This window comes from Streptomyces sp. NPDC127119 (assembly GCF_042677425.1).
Lineage (GTDB): Bacteria > Actinomycetota > Actinomycetes > Streptomycetales > Streptomycetaceae > Streptomyces.
This window is the reverse complement of the sequence record NZ_JBHXTO010000001.1, coordinates 40,846-57,039: the sequence shown is the minus strand read 5'-3', so window position 1 is coordinate 57,039 and position 16,194 is coordinate 40,846. Positions and strand designations below refer to the sequence as shown.

Sequence of the window (16,194 nt, the reverse complement as noted above, 5' to 3'; positions counted from 1 at the left end):
CTCCGGCCCGGCGGCCGCCCGCCCCTCGCTCGAACTGACGCTGTTCGATGGCGGGCACTTCGACGAGCCCGCACTGCTGTGCAGAGCCGAAAGGCTCCCGTTACCCGTGGGAGCCCTCTGGGACTTTTCTGGGACTTCCGGCTCCATCAACCCGCACGAACGTGAAATAGCTGAAAGGTCATTCGCGCAGGTCAGCGGACATCAGCCACCCATCACGGCAGGTCATCGCCTTCGCAGCTCTCTTCCGGAACATCTGATCTGCACGATCCGGCGGCCCCGCATTGAGCGTCACCAGCTCTCGGCGTCGCATCGTTACTCGCAGCTTCGACGCCACCTGACCTGCCCACTACCCACCTGACACCCCATCAGAACGAGCGTCAAATGAGCGTCACGAGCGTCATTTCCGCGTCAAGATATCGCCCGTAACGCCCACACCGCCCATAACGCGCACGCGCAAAACCGCAGGTCAGGCGCCCTTCGCGACCGGTTCGAGGATCGCCACGCACTCCACATGGTGCGTCATCGGAAACAGATCGAACGCCCTCAGCGTCCGCACCCGGTATCCGCCCTCCTTGAAGTACGCCAGGTCCCGCGCCAGCGCCGCCGGGTCGCAGGCGACGTAGGCGATCTTGCGGGCGCCCAGTGACGTCAGTTGCTGGACCGTCTTCTTGCCTGCGCCGGAGCGCGGCGGGTCCAGGACGATGAGGTTGACCTCGGTGATGCCGGTGCGCGGCAGGACCGCATCGACCTTGCCCTGTTCGATGCGGACGCGGTCGAACGCGGCGAGGTTGTGCCGGGCGTCCTCCACCGCGCGCTTGCCGGACTCGATGCCGAGCACCGCGCCCTTGTCGCCGATGCGGTCGGCGAGCGCGCCGGCGAAGAGGCCGACGCCGCAGTAGAGGTCGAGCGCCATGTCGCCCTTGCGCGGCAGCAGGCCCTGCATGACGGCCTTGACCAGGGTGTCGGCCGCCTGCGGGTGGACCTGCCAGAAGCCGCCGCTGCCGACCCGGTGCGTACGGCCGTCGGCGCGCTCGCGGACGAAGGCGCGGCCGTGCACCCGGTGGATGCCGCCGTCGTGCTCCTCGACGCGCATCACGGAGGCGGGCTTGTCGAGTTCGACGAGGGGCAGCCGGGCGCCGGGCTTCGGTTCGAGGATGACCATGCGGTCCTGCGAACCCGTCGCGGCGATCGCGTCGACGGACTCCATGCCGGACCAGTCGTGCTTCTCGATGCCCAGCTCGGAGATCCCGGGGGCGGCGATCATGCAGTGCTCGATCGGCTCGACCTCGTGCGAACGGTGGCGGCGCAGACCGGCGTTGCCGTCCTCGTCGACCGCGTACTGCATGCGCGTACGCCAGGCGGGCACCTCGCCGGGCGGCAGCTTGTCGCCCTCGGCCGGCATGACCGTCCCGTCCCAGCCGGCCTCCTCCGGGGTGAGGCCCGCGAGCCGCTGCAGCTGCTCGGCGACGACCTCGCCCTTGAGCCGCCGCTGCGCACCCGGCTTGGCGTGCTGCCAGTCGCAGCCGCCGCAGCGCCCGGGGCCCGCGTAGGGGCACGGGGCCGCCACCCGGTCTTTGGAGGCTTCCCGGATCTCGACCGCGTCGGCGCGCAGGAACCGCGAGTCCTCCTCGCCGTCCGTCACCCGCGCGAGCACCCGCTCGCCGGGCAGCGCATGCCGTACGAAGAGGACCTGGCCGGCGTCGGTGCGGGCGACGCAGTGCCCGCCGTGCGCGACGGGGCCGACCTCGACCTCGTACTCCTGCCCCACGAGCGACCCCGCCGGCGTTTTCTTCGGTTCTGCCTGCATTGCGGGGTGACTCCAGATGCGAAAGGGGACGGACTGCCAGAACTGGCGGCCGGAACTGCCGGGGCAGCCGGACAACAGCCCACCAGTCTACGTGGACGCCGCCCGACCGCTCACCACAAGCACATCCGCCTCACCGACCGCTCACCACGAGCACATCGGCCCGGCCGCCCGGGGCCCTCAGCGCTTGGGCCCCGACGGCTCCTTCGGCCGGTGCTCCGCGGGACCGCGCCGCACCGAACCGGGTGCGGTCCACTCCGAACGCCTGCGGGCGCGCTTCTTGGCCACCTCGGAGGACTCCAGCTGGTACGGCACGGACGTCACCATCACGCCCGGCGTGAACAGCAGCCGGCCCTTGAGCCGCAGCGCGCTCTGGTTGTGCAGCAGGTGCTCGTACCAGTGGCCGACCACGTACTCGGGGATGATCACGGACACCACGTCACGCGGGGACTCGCGGCGCAGCCCCTTCACGTACTCGATGACCGGCCGGGTGATCTCGCGGTACGGCGAGTCGAGGATCTTCAGCGGGACGGTGAAGCCGCGTCGCTCCCACTCGTCGCGCAGGGCCTTCGTCTCGGCCGGGTCGACGTTGACGCTGAGCGCCTCCAGGGTGTCGGAGCGCATCAGTTTGGCGTAGCCGAGGGCACGCAGCGCCGGCCGGTGGATCTTGGAGATCAGGACGACGGAGTGCACGCGCGAGGGACGCAGGGTGTCGTCGGACGGGCCCTCGGGCGCGGCGATCTCCTCGGCCACCCGGTCGTAGTGCTTCCGGATCGCGGACATCGTCGCGTAGAAGATGACCATGCCGAGCAGGGCGACCCAGGCGCCGTGCGTGAACTTGGTGCCGAGGACGACGACCAGGACCAGGCCGGTGAAGAAGGCGCCGAACGCGTTGATGGCGCGGGAGCGGACCATGTGGCGGCGCTTGGCCTGGTCCTTCTCGGTGGCCAGGTGGCGGTTCCAGTGCCGGACCATGCCGGTCTGGCTCAGCGTGAAGGACACGAACACGCCGACGATGTAGAGCTGGATGAGACGGGTCGAGTCGGCGCCGTAGATCCAGATCAGCAGGATGGCCGCGCCGGCCAGCAGCACGATGCCGTTCGAGAAGGCGAGCCGGTCTCCGCGGGTGTGCAGCTGGCGCGGCAGGTAGCGGTCCTGGGCGAGGATCGAGCCGAGCAGCGGGAAGCCGTTGTACGCGGTGTTCGCGGCCAGGAAGAGTACGAGCGCGGTGGCCGCGGCGAGCACGATGAACAGGAAGCTGCCGCTGCCGAACACGGCCTCGGCGACCTGGGAGATCACCGGGTTCTGGACGTAGTCGGAACCGACCGCGACCCCGTTCTCCAGCAGGTCGTGCGCCGGGCGCTCGGCCATGCGGACGTTGGTCGCCATGGCGAGGGCGATGATGCCGCAGAACATGGTGACGGCCAGCAGACCCATCGCGGCGAGGGTGGTCGCCGCGTTCTTGGACTTGGGCTTGCGGAAGGCCGGGACGCCGTTGCTGATCGCCTCGACGCCGGTGAGCGCCGCACAGCCGGAGGAGAAGGCGCGCAGCAGCAGGAAGACGAGGGCGAAGCCCGCGAGCCCCTGGTGCTCGGCCTTGATGGTGAAGTCGGCGGTCGGCGCCTTCATGGTGTCGCCGAGGACGAGCCCGCGGAACGCGCCCCACGCGATCATCAGGAAGACCCCGGTCACGAACACGTACGTCGGGATCGCGAAGAGCTTGCCCGACTCCTTGACCCCGCGCAGGTTCATCAGGGTGAGCAGCACGATCACGGCGATCGCGCACAGGACCTTGTGCTCGACGACGAACGGGATCGCCGAGCCGAGGTTCTCGATGCCCGACGCGATCGACACGGCGACGGTGAGTACGTAGTCCACGAGCAGCGCGCTGGCGACGGTGAGACCGGCCCTGGGGCCGAGGTTGGTGTTCGCCACCTCGTAGTCGCCGCCGCCACTGGGGTAGGCGTGCACGTTCTGCCGGTAGGAGGCCACGACGGTGAACATCAGCACGACGACCGCGACGGCGATCCAGGGGCTGAAGTGATAGGCCGACACGCCCGCGATGGACAGGACGAGCAGCACTTCTCCCGGCGCGTACGCCACGGAGGAGAGCGGGTCGGAAGCGAAAACGGGGAGTGCGATGCGCTTCGGCAGGAGAGTTTCCCCGAGCCGATCACTGCGCAGTGCGCGCCCGATCAGGATCCGTTTGGGCACGTCGGTCAGTTTGGACACGGTGAGGATCGTAAGCGCTCGAACACGGCCTCGCCCACCCTCCCCCGCCCACCGGGACGCCTGATCGGTGGGATCTGTGACCGGGATCTGCTCTACGAGTGAAATCCGGTGTGCGCTCGCTTATGTAATCCCTGGCCAGACGAATCTCCGTGCCTATATGAAAAAAGCCAAACCTTTGCTCCCCTTTGCCAATTCATGGAGGTTTCATGCTCGCCACCGCGGAACTCGCCGGCGCCACCGCCGAACTCATCGGTGCCGCGGCCGGACTGGTCGGCCTGAGCATCCTGGCCCTCGTCAGCGTGCGCAGCATCAGCCGCCGCTGACCGCCGACAGCACCGGGACAGCACTGAAACAGCGGCAGGACAGCGCAGGACGGCACTGGGACAGCACCGGCCGGCCGATCGTCGGCACGCTGTCGGGCTGATCGTCATCACGGAGTGGGGCCAATGTGCACGGGGGTGCCGCCGACGGACCGCGCGTGTGTAGCTTGGGCGTCGGTCTGAGACCCTGTTTCAGCCTGAGCAGTAACTTTTCACACCGGAAGGACGGTCGTGCACATCGTCATCATGGGCTGCGGCAGAGTGGGTTCCGCTCTCGCCCAGACCCTGGAGCAACAGGGGCACACGGTCGCCGTGATCGACCAGGACCCCACCGCCTTCCGACGACTGGGCTCCGGTTTCGGCGGCCGTCGTGTGACCGGCGTCGGTTTCGACCAGGACACCCTGCGCGAGGCGGGCATCGAGGAGGCGGGCGCCTTCGCCGCCGTCTCCAGCGGCGACAATTCGAACATCATCGCCGCCCGGGTGGCCCGCGAGATGTTCGGCATCGAGAACGTGGCGGCGCGCATCTACGACCCGCGCCGCGCCGAGGTCTACCAGCGCCTGGGCATCCCCACCGTCGCCACCGTCCGCTGGACGGCCGACCAGATGCTGCGCCGCCTGCTGCCCTCGGGCGCCGAACCGCTGTGGCGCGACCCCACCGGCGGGGTGCAGCTCGCCGAGGTGCACGCGTCGACCGCGTGGGTGGGCCAGCGGATCAGCCGGCTCCAGGAGGACACCGGCGTACGCGTGGCCTTCCTCACCCGCCTGGGTGAGGCGGTGCTGCCCTCCTCGCAGACGGTGCTCCAGGAGGGCGACCTCGTGCACGTGATGATGCGCACGGACGACATCGAGAAGGTCGAGGCGTCGTTCGCCGAGGGCCCCGAAGAGGAGAGCGGTCACTGATGAGGGTCGCCATTGCCGGTGCCGGCGCCGTGGGCCGCTCGATCGCGGGCGAGCTCCTGGAGAACGGGCACGAGATCCTGCTGATCGACAAGGCGCCGACCGCCATCTCGGTCGAACGCGTCCCGATGGCGGAGTGGCTGCTCGCCGACGCCTGCGAGATCACGTCCCTGGACGAGGCGGCGCTCCAGCGCTGCAACGTGGTGATCGCGGCCACGGGTGACGACAAGGTCAACCTCGTCGTCTCCCTGCTCGCGAAGACCGAGTACGGGGTCCCGCGGGTCGTCGCCCGCGTCAACAACCCCAAGAACGAATGGCTGTTCAACGAGTCGTGGGGCGTGGACGTCGCCGTCTCGACCCCGCGCCTGATGTCGGCCCTGGTCGAGGAGGCGGTGAGCGTCGGCGACCTGGTCCGCCTGCTGCGCTTCAGCCACGGCGACGCCAACCTCGTCGAACTGACCCTGCCGCCGGAGTCCGCGCTGGCCGGCACCCAGGTCGGCGACGTGGCCTGGCCGGAGGACACCTCGCTGGTCACCATCATCCGCGGCACCCGGGTCCTCACCCCGACCCGCGAGGACTCCCTGGAAGCGGGCGACGAGCTGTTGTTCGTCGCGGCCCAGGCCCGCGAGGAACAACTGGAGGACCTGCTGTCGGTACGCCGCGAGACCACGACGGACTGACGCGGCAGAGGACAAGCAAGAGGGGCACCCGGATTTCTCCGGGTGCCCCTCTTCTTCATGCGTGGACGCAGGGGTGCCTAGTCAGCTGACCGAGCCGCAGCCTGCCGTTCCTTCTCGGCCTTCTCCGCGGCTTCCATCTCGGCGAAGACATCGATCGGCGGCGGAGCCTTCGCGAGGAAGACCCACGTCAGCCACACCGCGAGCAGGAAGGGCGGGATCTTCAGCGCGATCAGAACCCAGCCGAACTGGGTCGTGTCGGCCCACCAGTAGAGCGGGAAAAGGATCGCGCACTTGGCGAGCAGGATGAGACCCCACGCGTAACTGGCCTTCGCGTAAGCCTTCTTGCGGCCAGGATTGCGCGTACGCCAGGAGAGGTTCTCCTTGAAGACCGGGCCGAGGATCAGGCCGATCAGCGGCACTCCGGCGAGCGTCGTGACGATGTACGCGAGGGCGAGCCCGAGCGTGTACAGCATGCCCGGCAGATAGAAGTCCTTCGCGTTGCCCGTCATCATCGCGAAGACGACACCGAAGGCGACACCGAAGACACCGCTGAACGCGTGCTTGACGGTGTCCTTCATGACCAGACGGACCACGACGAGCAGGATCGAGACGCCGAGGGCCGCGATGGCCGCCGAGTGCAGGTCCTTGTTGATCGTGAAGATCGTGACGAAGAGCAGGCCCGGCAGGACCGTCTCGATCATGCCCCGCAGACCGCCGAACGCCTCGAAAAGGGCGGCTTCGGTCACCGCCCGTGAGTCCTGCGCATCCTGCGCGTCCCGCTGGGCGTCTTCGGTCGGCTTGTCGAGCGACGTCACCGGCTACTCCCGTCCGAGGGGTCTGAGTTCGTACTTCGGATTGAACAGCACGCGCCGGCCCCGGCTCATCGAGATACGGCCCGACGCCATCAGCTTGCGCCCCGGTTCTATCCCCACGATGGAACGCCTGCCGAGCCACACCACGTCCAGGGCGGCCGAACCGTCGAACAGCTCGGCCTCCAGGGCCGGGACACCGGCCCGCGGGCGCAGCGTGACCGTGCGCAAGGTACCAGTAACCGTGACCACCTGTCGGTCGCGGCAGTCACCGATACGGGTGCAGCCCGCGGTCTCGGCGTCCTCGCGCAGCTCCTCCGACTCCAGGTCCTCCTGGGAGGAGGAGAGCCGGTCGATCATGCGCCGGAACCGGCCCGCCGGCTTTTCGGATCGAGGGACAGCACTCATACCTCAAAGCGTACCGGGGGCCGCTGACAGGAACGTACCCGTAGCACTAACGCTCGAACCGGTACCCCATGCCCGGCTCGGTGACGAAGTGCCGCGGATGCGAGGGGTCCACCTCCAGTTTGCGGCGGAGCTGGGCCATGTAGACCCGCAGGTAGTTCGTCTCGGTGCCGTAGGAGGGGCCCCAGACCTCCTGGAGGAGCTGTTTCTGGCTGACCAGGCGGCCCGTGTTGCGGACCAGCACCTCCAAGAGGTGCCACTCGGTCGGGGTGAGGCGTACGTCGCGGCCGTCCCGGTGGACCTTCTTGGCGGCCAGGTCGACGGTGAAGTCCTCCGTCGCGACGATCACGTCGTCCTCGCCGCCGCCGGTGGGCTCGGCGCGGCGGACGGCGGCGCGCAGCCGGGCCAGCAGCTCGTCCATGCCGAAGGGCTTGGTCACGTAGTCGTCGGCGCCCGCGTCCAGGGCCTCGACCTTCTCGTCGGAGGAGTGCCGCGCGGACAGGACGAGGATCGGTACGCGTGTCCAGCCGCGCAGTCCCCTGATCACCTCGACGCCGTCCATGTCGGGCAGACCCAGGTCGAGCACGACGACGTCGGGGTGGCGGGCGGCGGCGAGCTGGAGGGCGGTGGCGCCGTCGGGGGCCGCGTCGACCTCGTACTTGCGTGCCTTGAGATTGATCACGAGGGCTCGGGTGATCTGCGGCTCGTCGTCGACCACGAGGACCCGGGTCATGAAGCCTGCCTTTCCGGTTGTACGGCCTCTTCTTGTACTCGTTCTGCTCGCGCGGTCTCTTCCTGTACGCCCTTTTCTTGCACGGCCTCTTCTTGTACGGCCCCTTCTTGTACGGGTTCCGCGGGGCGTTCCGCGCGGGAGGGGCCCACCCTGAGCGTGAGCACCATGGTCAGGCCTCCGCCGGGGGTGTCCTCGGCGTTGAGCGTGCCGCCCATGGCCTCGGCGAACCCCCGGGCGACCGCGAGGCCCAGGCCGACCCCGGCGCCGCGCGGGGCGTCGCCGTACCGCTGGAAGGGGGCGAATATGCGGTCCTTCGCCTCGTCCGGGACGCCCCGGCCCCGGTCCACGACCCGTACCTCCACCCGGTCGCCGAGCGTGCTGGCGGCCACGAGGACGCGCTCGCCCCCGGGGCTGTACTTGACGGCGTTCTCGACGAGGTTGGCGACCGAGCGCTCCAGCAGGCCCGGGTCGACGGCGACCATGGGCAGCGTCTCGGGGATCTCCAGTTCGACACTGTGTTCCGGCACGCCGCCCAGCGCCATCGGGACGACCTCGTCGAGGTCGATCTCGCGGATCAGCGGGGTGACCGTGCCGGTCTGGAGGCGGGACATGTCGAGCAGGTTGCCCACCAGGTGGTCGAGCCGGTCGGCGCCCGCCTCGATGCCCTCCAGGAGCTCCGCCTCGTCCTCCTCGGACCAGGCCACGTCGTCCGACCTGAGGGACGACACGGCGGCCTTGATCGCGGCCAGCGGCGTACGCAGGTCATGGCTGACGGCGGCCAGCAGCGCGGTGCGGATGCGGTTGCCCTCGGCGAGCGTGCGGGCCTGGTCGGCCTCCTGCTGGAGGCGCTTGCGGTCGAGGACGACGACGGCCTGGGCGGCGAAGGCGGCCAGCACCCGGCGGTCCTCGGCGGGCAGCACCCGGCCGGAGAGGGCCAGCGCGGTGTGGTCGCCGACGGGCATGTCCACGTCGGCGGCCTCGGGGAGCGTCGGCGGGTGCGGGCCCACGCTGCCCGCGCAGGTCCACGGGTCGACGTCGCTCGTGCGCTCGAGGAGGGCGACGGACTCCATGCCGAAGGTCTCGCGGACCCGCTCCAGCAGGGCGTCGAGGCTGGTCTCGCCGCGCAGGACGCTGCCCGCGAGGAAGGAGAGGATCTCGGACTCGGCGCGCAGCCGGGCCGCCTGGTGGGTGCGGCGGGCCGCCAGGTCCACCACCGAGGCGACCGAGATGGCCACTCCGACGAAGATCACGATGGCGACGATGTTCTTGGGGTCCGAGACGGTCAGCCGGTGCAGCGGCGGGGTGAAGAAGTAGTTCAGCAGCAGGGAGCCGAAGGCCGCCGAGGCGAGGGCCGGGAGCAGTCCGCCGAGCAGGGCCGCCGCCACGGTCAGGGTCAGGAACAGCAGCATGTCGTTGGCGAGCCCGAGGTCCGCGTCGGCGTTGATCAGCAGCAGCGCGAGGATCGCGGGGCCGACGACACCGGTCAGCCAGCCCGCGATGATCCGGGACCGGCCCAGGCGCGCGCCCCGGGCGACGGGCAGGCCGCGCCCCTTGCCGGCTTCGTCGTGCGTGACGATGTGCACGTCCAGGTCGGGCCCGGACTCGCGGGCGACCGTGGCGCCGACGCCGGGCCCGAACACGTACTGCCAGGCCTTGCGGCGCGAGGAGCCCAGTACGATCTGGCTGGCGTTGACGCCGCGCGCGAACTCAAGCAGCGCGGAGGGGATGTCGTCGCCCACGACGTGGTGGAAGGTGCCGCCCAGGTCCTCGGCGAGGGTCCGCTGGACGGCGAGTTCCTTGGGCGAGGCGGAGGTGAGGCCGTCGCTGCGGGCGATGTAGACGGCCAGGACCTCGCCGCCGGCGCCCTTCTCGGCGAGGCGGGCGGCCCGGCGGATCAGCGTGCGGCCCTCGGGACCGCCGGTGAGGCCGACGACGATGCGTTCACGGGCCTGCCAGGTGGTGCGGATGCCGTGCTCGCCCCGGTACTGCTGGAGGTATTCGTCGACGCGGTCGGCGACCCAGAGGAGGGCCAGTTCGCGCAGCGCGGTGAGGTTGCCGGGGCGGAAGTAGTTGGACAGGGCCGCGTCGACCTTGTCCGGCTTGTAGATGTTGCCGTGCGCCATCCGGCGGCGGAGCGCCTGGGGCGACATGTCGACCAGCTCGATCTGGTCGGCCCGCCGCACCACCTCGTCCGGCAGGGTCTCGCGCTGGCGTACGCCGGTTATCGACTCCACGACGTCACCGAGCGATTCGAGGTGCTGGATGTTGACCGTCGAGACGACGTCGATGCCGGCGGCGAGCAGTTCCTCGACGTCCTGCCAGCGCTTGGCGTTGCGGGAGCCGGGCACATTGGTGTGCGCCAGTTCGTCCACCAGGGCGACGGCGGGGGCCCGCTCCAGGACCGCGTCGACGTCCATCTCGGTGAAGGCGGCGTCGCGGTGGGCCAGCTCCCTGCGGGGGATCTGCTCCAGACCGTGCAGCATCACCTCCGTGCGCGGCCGGTCGTGGTGCTCCAAGAAGGCCACCACACAGTCCGCGCCCCGCTCGACACGGCGGTGCGCCTCGGACAGCATCGCGTACGTCTTGCCGACGCCGGGTGCCGCACCGAGATAGATCCGAAGCTTGCCGCGTCCCATGGCCTCATTGTCTTCCCAAACGCACTGCGTGGCTGGATAGACCATACGACCGACGATCAGGACAAATGAGACGGCGAGCAAGCCCAAGCCCGTCCTTGACACAACCCTGACGCGCACGGACCTTCAGGGGCGCGGGGAACGGCGCAATCTTTAGGGGGCGCAGCCCCCAAGGGGCGCGGGGAACGGCGCACCCAGCCCCCACCGGACCCGCAGACGAATCCCAGGGTCGAGCGGACAAGCGGACACGCGGCCGGCGCCTCAGCGCTCCACGATCTCCCCGTCACTCAGCTCCAGCACCCGGTCGGCCAGATCCAGGAGCGCAGCGTCGTGCGTGGCCACGAGCGCGGTGACCCGCTCACTGCGCACCACCGCCCGCAACAGCTCCATCACCCCGATACCGGTCTCGGCGTCGAGCTGCCCGGTCGGCTCGTCGGCGATGAGGAGCGCCGGATTGTTCGCAAGTGCACGGGCGATGGCGACACGCTGCTGCTGCCCTCCGGACAGCTCACCGGGCCGCTGCGCCGCATGGTCGGCGAGCCCGACCAGCGAGAGCAGCAGCTCGACGCGTTCCTCGCGCTCACGCGGATCGGCCCGGCGCAACCGCATCGGCACGCCCACGTTCTCGGCCGCCGTCAGGATCGGGATCAGCCCGAAGGACTGGAAGACGAAGCCGATACGGTCCCGGCGCAGCTCGAGCAGCCCGTTCTCGCCGAGCCCGGAGAGGTCGAGCCCGTCGACGGTGATCCGTCCGCCGTCCGGCTCGTCGAGCCCGCCGACGAGGTTCAGCAGTGTGGTCTTGCCCGACCCCGAGCGCCCCTTGAGCGCGACGAGTTCGCCGCGCGGTATGTCGAACGACACCCCGCGCAGGGCGTGCACGGCGGTGGCACCGCTCCCGTACGAGCGGCGGACGCTCTCCACCCGCACCATCGTGTCCGTGCCGACCGTGTGCGTGACGACCTGAGTCATGCCTCTCGCCCCTCCCCCGTGTCCCCCGCGTCCCCCGTGGACCGGGCGTCAGTATCACCGTCCGACGCCCGGACCTGCAACGGCTCAGCTCGGGTTGTCGCCGTGCGTGAGCGTTTCCCAGGCGACGAACAGGTTGTTGCTGCCCGCCGGACGGTTCTGCGCCGTCAGCCGCTCGGTGTTGCTCATGGCGATGCCGAGCCGGTTGTGCAGGGCGTTGTAACCGACCTCGGTGACCGGTCCGAGCCCGAGGTTCAGCGACCCGCCGCACAGCCAGCTCGGGGCCGCCTCGCCGAGCTGGTACTTCGCCTGGAAGCCGAGCGCGTGCCGCAGCCGCTCGCCGACGTCGGTGCCGTACAGGTCCTGGCCCTGGATGCGGCTGGTCTCGGCGATGTGCGCGATCGCGGAGATCCCGTATCCCGTGTGGGTGAAGTCGCGGCAGGTCTCCTGGGTGACCCCGTTGACGAAGGTGGACTGTCCCTGCCAGTAGTTGACGATCTTCTGGGTGGTGTCGAGGTTCTGGCTCGGCACGGTCTTCGGCAGGGCGCCGTCGGCGGCTATGTAGACGTAGGCGGCCGTACGGGTGCGGAACTTGGCCATGGCCTTGTCGTACGAGGCCTTGTCCTCCAGGAAGACGGAGATGCCGACGGCGGCCTCCATCATCGACAGCTCCCAGTTGCCGTTGGAGTTCGAGCCGTTGATGACCTTCGGCAGATAGACGTCACGCAGCATCGTCGAGAAGCGCCCGGAGTTCGCCCAGCCGCCGTCGTACGTGTATTTGATGATCTCGGCGGCCTTGGGCCAGGACGAGCCCGCCCAGCCGGTCTGCAGCGGTGCGTTGCTGTTGGTGTGGTCCTTGATGGTCGCGGACCAGGCGTCCATCAGCTCGATCGCCTTCTTCGCGTACCGGGCGTCGCGCGTGACGTACCAGGCCAGCGCCTGGGTGTACGCGGCGATCGCGTCCTCGCGCTCGTCGGTGCAGCCGTAGTTGGGGTTCGAGTACGAGCCGCACTCCACGACCGCGCGGGGCTTGGCGGTGCGCGTGAGCGAGCCGTACTTGCTCGACATCATCTGGTCGTAGGCGCCCTTCCAGGGCTGCGCACCCGCGTTGACCTGCTGTCGGGCGAAGTCCAACTGGCCGCGGGAGACGGTGACCCCGGGGTGCGCGAAGGTCGCGGGGGCCGCCTCGGCGCGCGGGGCGGCGGGCCAGGCGAGGGCGCCGGCCAGGAGGGCGGTGACGGTGGCGAGGAGCGCGAAGCGGGACGCCCGGCGGTGGCGCGCGAGGCGTGCCGGGCGTGAGCGTGAGGGACGTGGGGGGATCGGAGCGGTCGGCTTCATGGGGGGCCATCCGTTCTCGTATGTGAACACGGAATGCCTTTATGAACACAGGCGTTGGCCGGGACCATAGGTACAGACCATGTCCGCGTCAAGAGAAACGGCGGGCGTCGGCTGCGGACCGCTCAGGCCTTGACCGTGAAACCGTGCTGCCGGCCGAGCTTCTTGAGGGTGGTCTGCCCCGGGATGCCGTTCGCCTCCGCGCCACTGAAGCCGTAGCGGCGCTGCAGGGCCGCGTACGCCTCGACGGTCCTGCTGCCGAAGGACCCGTCGGCCCACTGCGCGGGCAGCAACCCCTCTGCCACCAACGCCTTTTCGACGACCAGGACGTCCGGCTTGTGCGTCTTGCCGCCCTGGGGCAGCCCCGGGTCGCGGCGCGCGGCGGCGATCAGATTGCTGAGGTCGACGACGGGCTTGACGGCCGCGCTGCCACTGTCCGGTTTCTCGGCCGGGGCCGCTTCGAAGAGGGCGGACCTGTCGATGTCGCCCGGGTCCCAGTGGTCGTTGCCCGGGATGTTCGCGTGGCCGTAGTGGCCGCCCTTGCTCATCCAGACCGAGCGGGGGCGGTTGGTGGCGTCGGCGGCCGAGGTCGCGAGGCGCCCGGCCGGGAAGGTGTCCGGGATCTTCCAGGAGCGGATCGCGGCCATCATGGCCCGGTAGTTCGGGCCCGGCTCCCAGGTCTTGGTGAACGGCTTGGCGGCCCGTCCCAGCACCTCGATCTGGATGCAGACCTTTCCGACGCGATTGGTCCTCGTCGAACCGTCGTTGAGCAGTGCGCGGGCGCTGTGGTTCAGCGGGCCGAACTGTCCGAGGCGGTCGGTCGTCGGGTCGTAGAGCAGGTGCGGCTCGGCGGTCTTGCGGATCAGATGCGCCGCCACGGCCTTGAAGGCGTCGTCGCCCGCGCCGCTCTCGGTGGTGTGCCAGACGACCCGGCCCGGAACCGACGGGAGATCCATCGCGCCTCCGATGCTCCCGTCCCCCAAGCGCTGCGCCTTCTCGATCCAGTTGGTACCCACGTCGCATCCCCCATGGATTCGCATGATCGGCAAGTCGGGTGTGGATCAAGGAAGTTGAACGCTCCACCCTCCTTCGTCATGCCCAGGGTGACGCAGCGTAGTCACATCCGGAGGGCGACTCGGGGTCTTCTTCACTCGTTTGGCCCACACGCAGCCCCTCGAAAGGCATCAATGTCCAGATACGGACGAGGGAGGGACGGCATGAAGAGCGTCCGCGACCACCACCCCCGCCGCGCCCGCCACTCCTCACTCCGACCCGGCCCGTCCGCCGGTGCCCCATGGCTCGCCCATCGTCCGGCACACCCACGCCAACCTGCGGTTGACGACCCCGAGAGCCCCATCCGGGGCGCACCGGCCGCACCCGGCCGCGCACGACGACGGGCCGCACTCCCCTAAGGGAATGCGGCCCGTCGCACACGTACGGGTACGCGGCCGTCGAAGCGTCAGCGGACCTCGGTGATCTCCGGTCCGCGCTGCAACTGCCCCATGCCGCCGGAGAAGCGGGACCCGGCCTGCTCCTCCTGCTGAACACCCTCAGCGACCATCTGCGCGTCGTCCGGCAGCTTCAGCACGATCGGGTCGCGCGGGGCCATCGGGCCCTCTCCGCGGACCACCACGGTGTCCTGGAAGATCTGCTCCAGCAGACCGGCGGCCTGCGGCTGCACCGCGCCCTGCCCGGAGATCACTCCGCGCAGGAACCAGCGGGGACCGTCCACACCGATGAACCGGACGACCTGGAAGCCGCCCGTGCCGTCCGGCAGCTGCACCGGTACCTGAGCGCGCAGCTCCCAGCCCAGCGGACCCTCGACCTCGTCGATGACACCGCCCTGCTGGGTGATGCCGGTGGCGATCTCCTCGCGCACCTCGCCCCAGATGCCCTCGCGCTTGGGAGCGGCGAAGGCCTGCAGCTGGACGGCGCTGTCCTTGAGCACCACGGTGGCCGCGACGATCGCGTCGCCCGCGACCTCCACCCGGAGCTCCATGCCGTCGACCCCGGGCACGAAAAGGCCGCCCAGGTCGACCCGGCCGTCGGCCGGATCGCGCACCTCGGTGCTGTCCCAGGGACCGTCGGGGCGCGGCTCCGGTTCGAGCCTCACGCGCTCGCGCTCCGCCCCGTCCGCCTCAGTGCCGACTCCGTCGACCTGCTCGGCCTCGCCCGCCGCGTCCTCGGCGGCACTGCCCTTCTTGCGACGTCCGAACACGTCACTGTCCTTCCCGGTCGGATACGACCGAAGCGTATCGATTCCCACCCGTTGTGCCGCCCACCGCGGAATGCCCGCCGGTGGACCCGAAGCCCCCTGCGGCCCGCGCCGAGTCGGGAAGCTCCGCGACTTCCTGGAAGCTCACCTTCTCGACCTGCTGGACGACCAGTTGGGCAATCCGGTCGAAGCGCTCGAACCGCACGGACTCGCGCGGGTCGAGATTCACCACGATCACCTTGATCTCCCCACGGTACCCGGCATCAACCGTCCCCGGGGCATTCACGAGAGCGACACCGCAGCGGGCGGCCAGCCCCGAACGGGGGTGCACGAAGGCGGCGTACCCCTCGGGAAGCGCGATGCAGACCCCGGTGGGGAGCACGGCGCGTTCGCCGGGCTCCAGCACATGGCTCTCGGTGGTCCGCAGGTCCGCGCCGGCGTCGCCGGGATGCGCGTAGTGCGGAAGCGGTACGTCCGGGTCGACGCGCTTGATCAGCACGCCCACCGGGGTCTTGGCGGGGGTCACGGGTTCACCTCGAAAGCACGGGCACGACGGACCTGGTCGGGGTCGTCCATGGCCGCCCGGATCTCCTCCGGCCGGCCGTTGTCCACGAAGTGGTCGACCTTCACTTCGATGAAGAGGGCGTCCGCGCGGACGGCGACGGGCCCCTCGGGGCCACCGATCCGTCCCGTGGCGGACGAATAGATCTTGCGTCCGGCCACCGCCGTGACCTCGGCCTCCAGATACAGCACGGTGCCCACGGGCACGGGCCGTACGAAGTCGGTCTCCAGGCGGCCGGTGACGGCGATGGTGCGCAGCAGCCAGTTCAACGAGCCGAGGGTCTCGTCGAGGGCAGTGGCGAGGACGCCGCCGTGCGCCAGACCGGGAGCACCCTGGTGCGCGCTCTGCACGGTGAACTCTGCGGTGATCCGCACCCCGTCGCCCGCGCGGGCCTCCAGGTGCAGTCCGTGCGTCTGTCCGCCGCCGCAGCCGAAACACTGGGCGTAGTGCGCGCCGAGGAGCTCGCCCGGGGCGGGCGCGTCGGGATGGCGCACCGGCGCCACGGCGTCGGCCGGGGGCCGCAGGGCCGAAGATGTACCACTCACAGGCGCAGACCTTACCTCCGCGTCAGCGGCCCGTACGCACCGTGGCAGGCTTGGC

The 16,194-nt window shown here is 70.0% G+C and carries 14 protein-coding genes; 2 read left to right on the top strand and 12 right to left on the bottom strand.

Annotated features, from left to right (window positions below):
* Nucleotides 1-466: 466 nt before the first annotated feature.
* Both ACFVH5_RS00250 and ACFVH5_RS00245 read right to left on the bottom strand, forming a co-directional pair.
* Nucleotides 467-1,807 (bottom strand): class I SAM-dependent RNA methyltransferase, encoded by a 1,341-nt coding sequence (locus tag ACFVH5_RS00250; RefSeq protein ID WP_385830791.1) that lies wholly within the window; start codon nt 1,805-1,807, stop codon nt 467-469.
* 177 nt (nt 1,808-1,984) lie between these two features.
* On the bottom strand, nt 1,985-4,036 hold the full coding sequence (locus tag ACFVH5_RS00245; protein WP_384798524.1) for an APC family permease: 2,052 nt from the start codon (nt 4,034-4,036) through the stop codon (nt 1,985-1,987).
* Between the two features lie 551 nt (nt 4,037-4,587).
* Here ACFVH5_RS00245 and ACFVH5_RS00240 point away from each other — a divergent pair.
* A complete protein-coding gene (locus ACFVH5_RS00240; RefSeq protein ID WP_189774659.1) occupies nt 4,588-5,259 on the top strand; it encodes a TrkA family potassium uptake protein in 672 nt (223 codons plus the stop codon).
* Complete coding sequence (locus ACFVH5_RS00235; RefSeq protein WP_384798527.1) at nt 5,259-5,936, top strand: potassium channel family protein; 678 nt, start codon at nt 5,259-5,261, stop codon at nt 5,934-5,936. Before ACFVH5_RS00240 ends, ACFVH5_RS00235 begins: the two co-directional genes overlap by 1 nt.
* Before the next feature lie 77 nt (nt 5,937-6,013).
* On the opposite strand, the gene ACFVH5_RS00230 is transcribed toward ACFVH5_RS00235, so the two are convergent.
* From ACFVH5_RS00230 to ACFVH5_RS00185, 10 genes are all read right to left on the bottom strand, one after another.
* Entirely contained in the window at nt 6,014-6,751 is a 738-nt protein-coding gene (locus ACFVH5_RS00230) for a DUF3159 domain-containing protein (RefSeq protein ID WP_210889158.1), read from the bottom strand.
* Between the two features lie 3 nt (nt 6,752-6,754).
* The gene (locus ACFVH5_RS00225; RefSeq protein WP_107021532.1) at nt 6,755-7,153 is read right to left on the bottom strand and encodes an OB-fold nucleic acid binding domain-containing protein; all 399 of its coding nucleotides are present in this window, start codon (nt 7,151-7,153) and stop codon (nt 6,755-6,757) included.
* A gap of 46 nt (nt 7,154-7,199) precedes the next feature.
* Nucleotides 7,200-7,883, bottom strand: a complete 684-nt coding sequence (locus tag ACFVH5_RS00220; RefSeq protein ID WP_385830789.1) for a response regulator — start codon at nt 7,881-7,883, stop codon at nt 7,200-7,202.
* Nucleotides 7,880-10,519, bottom strand: coding sequence for an ATP-binding protein (locus ACFVH5_RS00215; protein ID WP_385830787.1), 2,640 nt, complete (start codon nt 10,517-10,519; stop codon nt 7,880-7,882). The genes ACFVH5_RS00220 and ACFVH5_RS00215 overlap by 4 nt, the downstream gene beginning before the upstream one ends.
* A gap of 258 nt (nt 10,520-10,777) precedes the next feature.
* Nucleotides 10,778-11,485 (bottom strand): ABC transporter ATP-binding protein, encoded by a 708-nt coding sequence (locus ACFVH5_RS00210; protein ID WP_385830785.1) that lies wholly within the window; start codon nt 11,483-11,485, stop codon nt 10,778-10,780.
* Between the two features lie 84 nt (nt 11,486-11,569).
* Entirely contained in the window at nt 11,570-12,820 is a 1,251-nt protein-coding gene (locus ACFVH5_RS00205) for an alginate lyase family protein (RefSeq protein WP_385830783.1), read from the bottom strand.
* Nucleotides 12,821-12,942: 122 nt separating this feature from the next.
* The gene (locus ACFVH5_RS00200; RefSeq protein WP_385830782.1) at nt 12,943-13,833 is read right to left on the bottom strand and encodes a peptidoglycan-binding protein; all 891 of its coding nucleotides are present in this window, start codon (nt 13,831-13,833) and stop codon (nt 12,943-12,945) included.
* A 443-nt stretch (nt 13,834-14,276) separates the two neighbouring features.
* A complete protein-coding gene (locus ACFVH5_RS00195) occupies nt 14,277-15,035 on the bottom strand; it encodes a DUF3710 domain-containing protein (protein ID WP_385830780.1) in 759 nt (252 codons plus the stop codon).
* Between the two features lies 1 nt (nt 15,036).
* On the bottom strand, nt 15,037-15,558 hold the full coding sequence (gene dut, locus ACFVH5_RS00190) for a dUTP diphosphatase (protein WP_385830777.1): 522 nt from the start codon (nt 15,556-15,558) through the stop codon (nt 15,037-15,039).
* Nucleotides 15,555-16,139 (bottom strand): PaaI family thioesterase, encoded by a 585-nt coding sequence (locus tag ACFVH5_RS00185; RefSeq protein WP_385830775.1) that lies wholly within the window; start codon nt 16,137-16,139, stop codon nt 15,555-15,557. Before ACFVH5_RS00185 ends, dut begins: the two co-directional genes overlap by 4 nt.
* Nucleotides 16,140-16,194 lie beyond the last annotated feature (55 nt).

Coding starts and splice junctions, on each gene's coding strand:
- ACFVH5_RS00250 (WP_385830791.1), bottom strand. CDS start 1,807: ATGCAGGCAGAACCGAAGAAAACGCCGGCGGGGTCGCTCGTGGGGCAG.
- ACFVH5_RS00235 (WP_384798527.1), top strand. CDS start 5,259: ATGAGGGTCGCCATTGCCGGTGCCGGCGCCGTGGGCCGCTCGATCGCG.
- ACFVH5_RS00225 (WP_107021532.1), bottom strand. CDS start 7,153: ATGAGTGCTGTCCCTCGATCCGAAAAGCCGGCGGGCCGGTTCCGGCGC.
- ACFVH5_RS00220 (WP_385830789.1), bottom strand. CDS start 7,883: ATGACCCGGGTCCTCGTGGTCGACGACGAGCCGCAGATCACCCGAGCC.
- ACFVH5_RS00215 (WP_385830787.1), bottom strand. CDS start 10,519: ATGGGACGCGGCAAGCTTCGGATCTATCTCGGTGCGGCACCCGGCGTC.
- ACFVH5_RS00210 (WP_385830785.1), bottom strand. CDS start 11,485: ATGACTCAGGTCGTCACGCACACGGTCGGCACGGACACGATGGTGCGG.
- ACFVH5_RS00205 (WP_385830783.1), bottom strand. CDS start 12,820: ATGAAGCCGACCGCTCCGATCCCCCCACGTCCCTCACGCTCACGCCCG.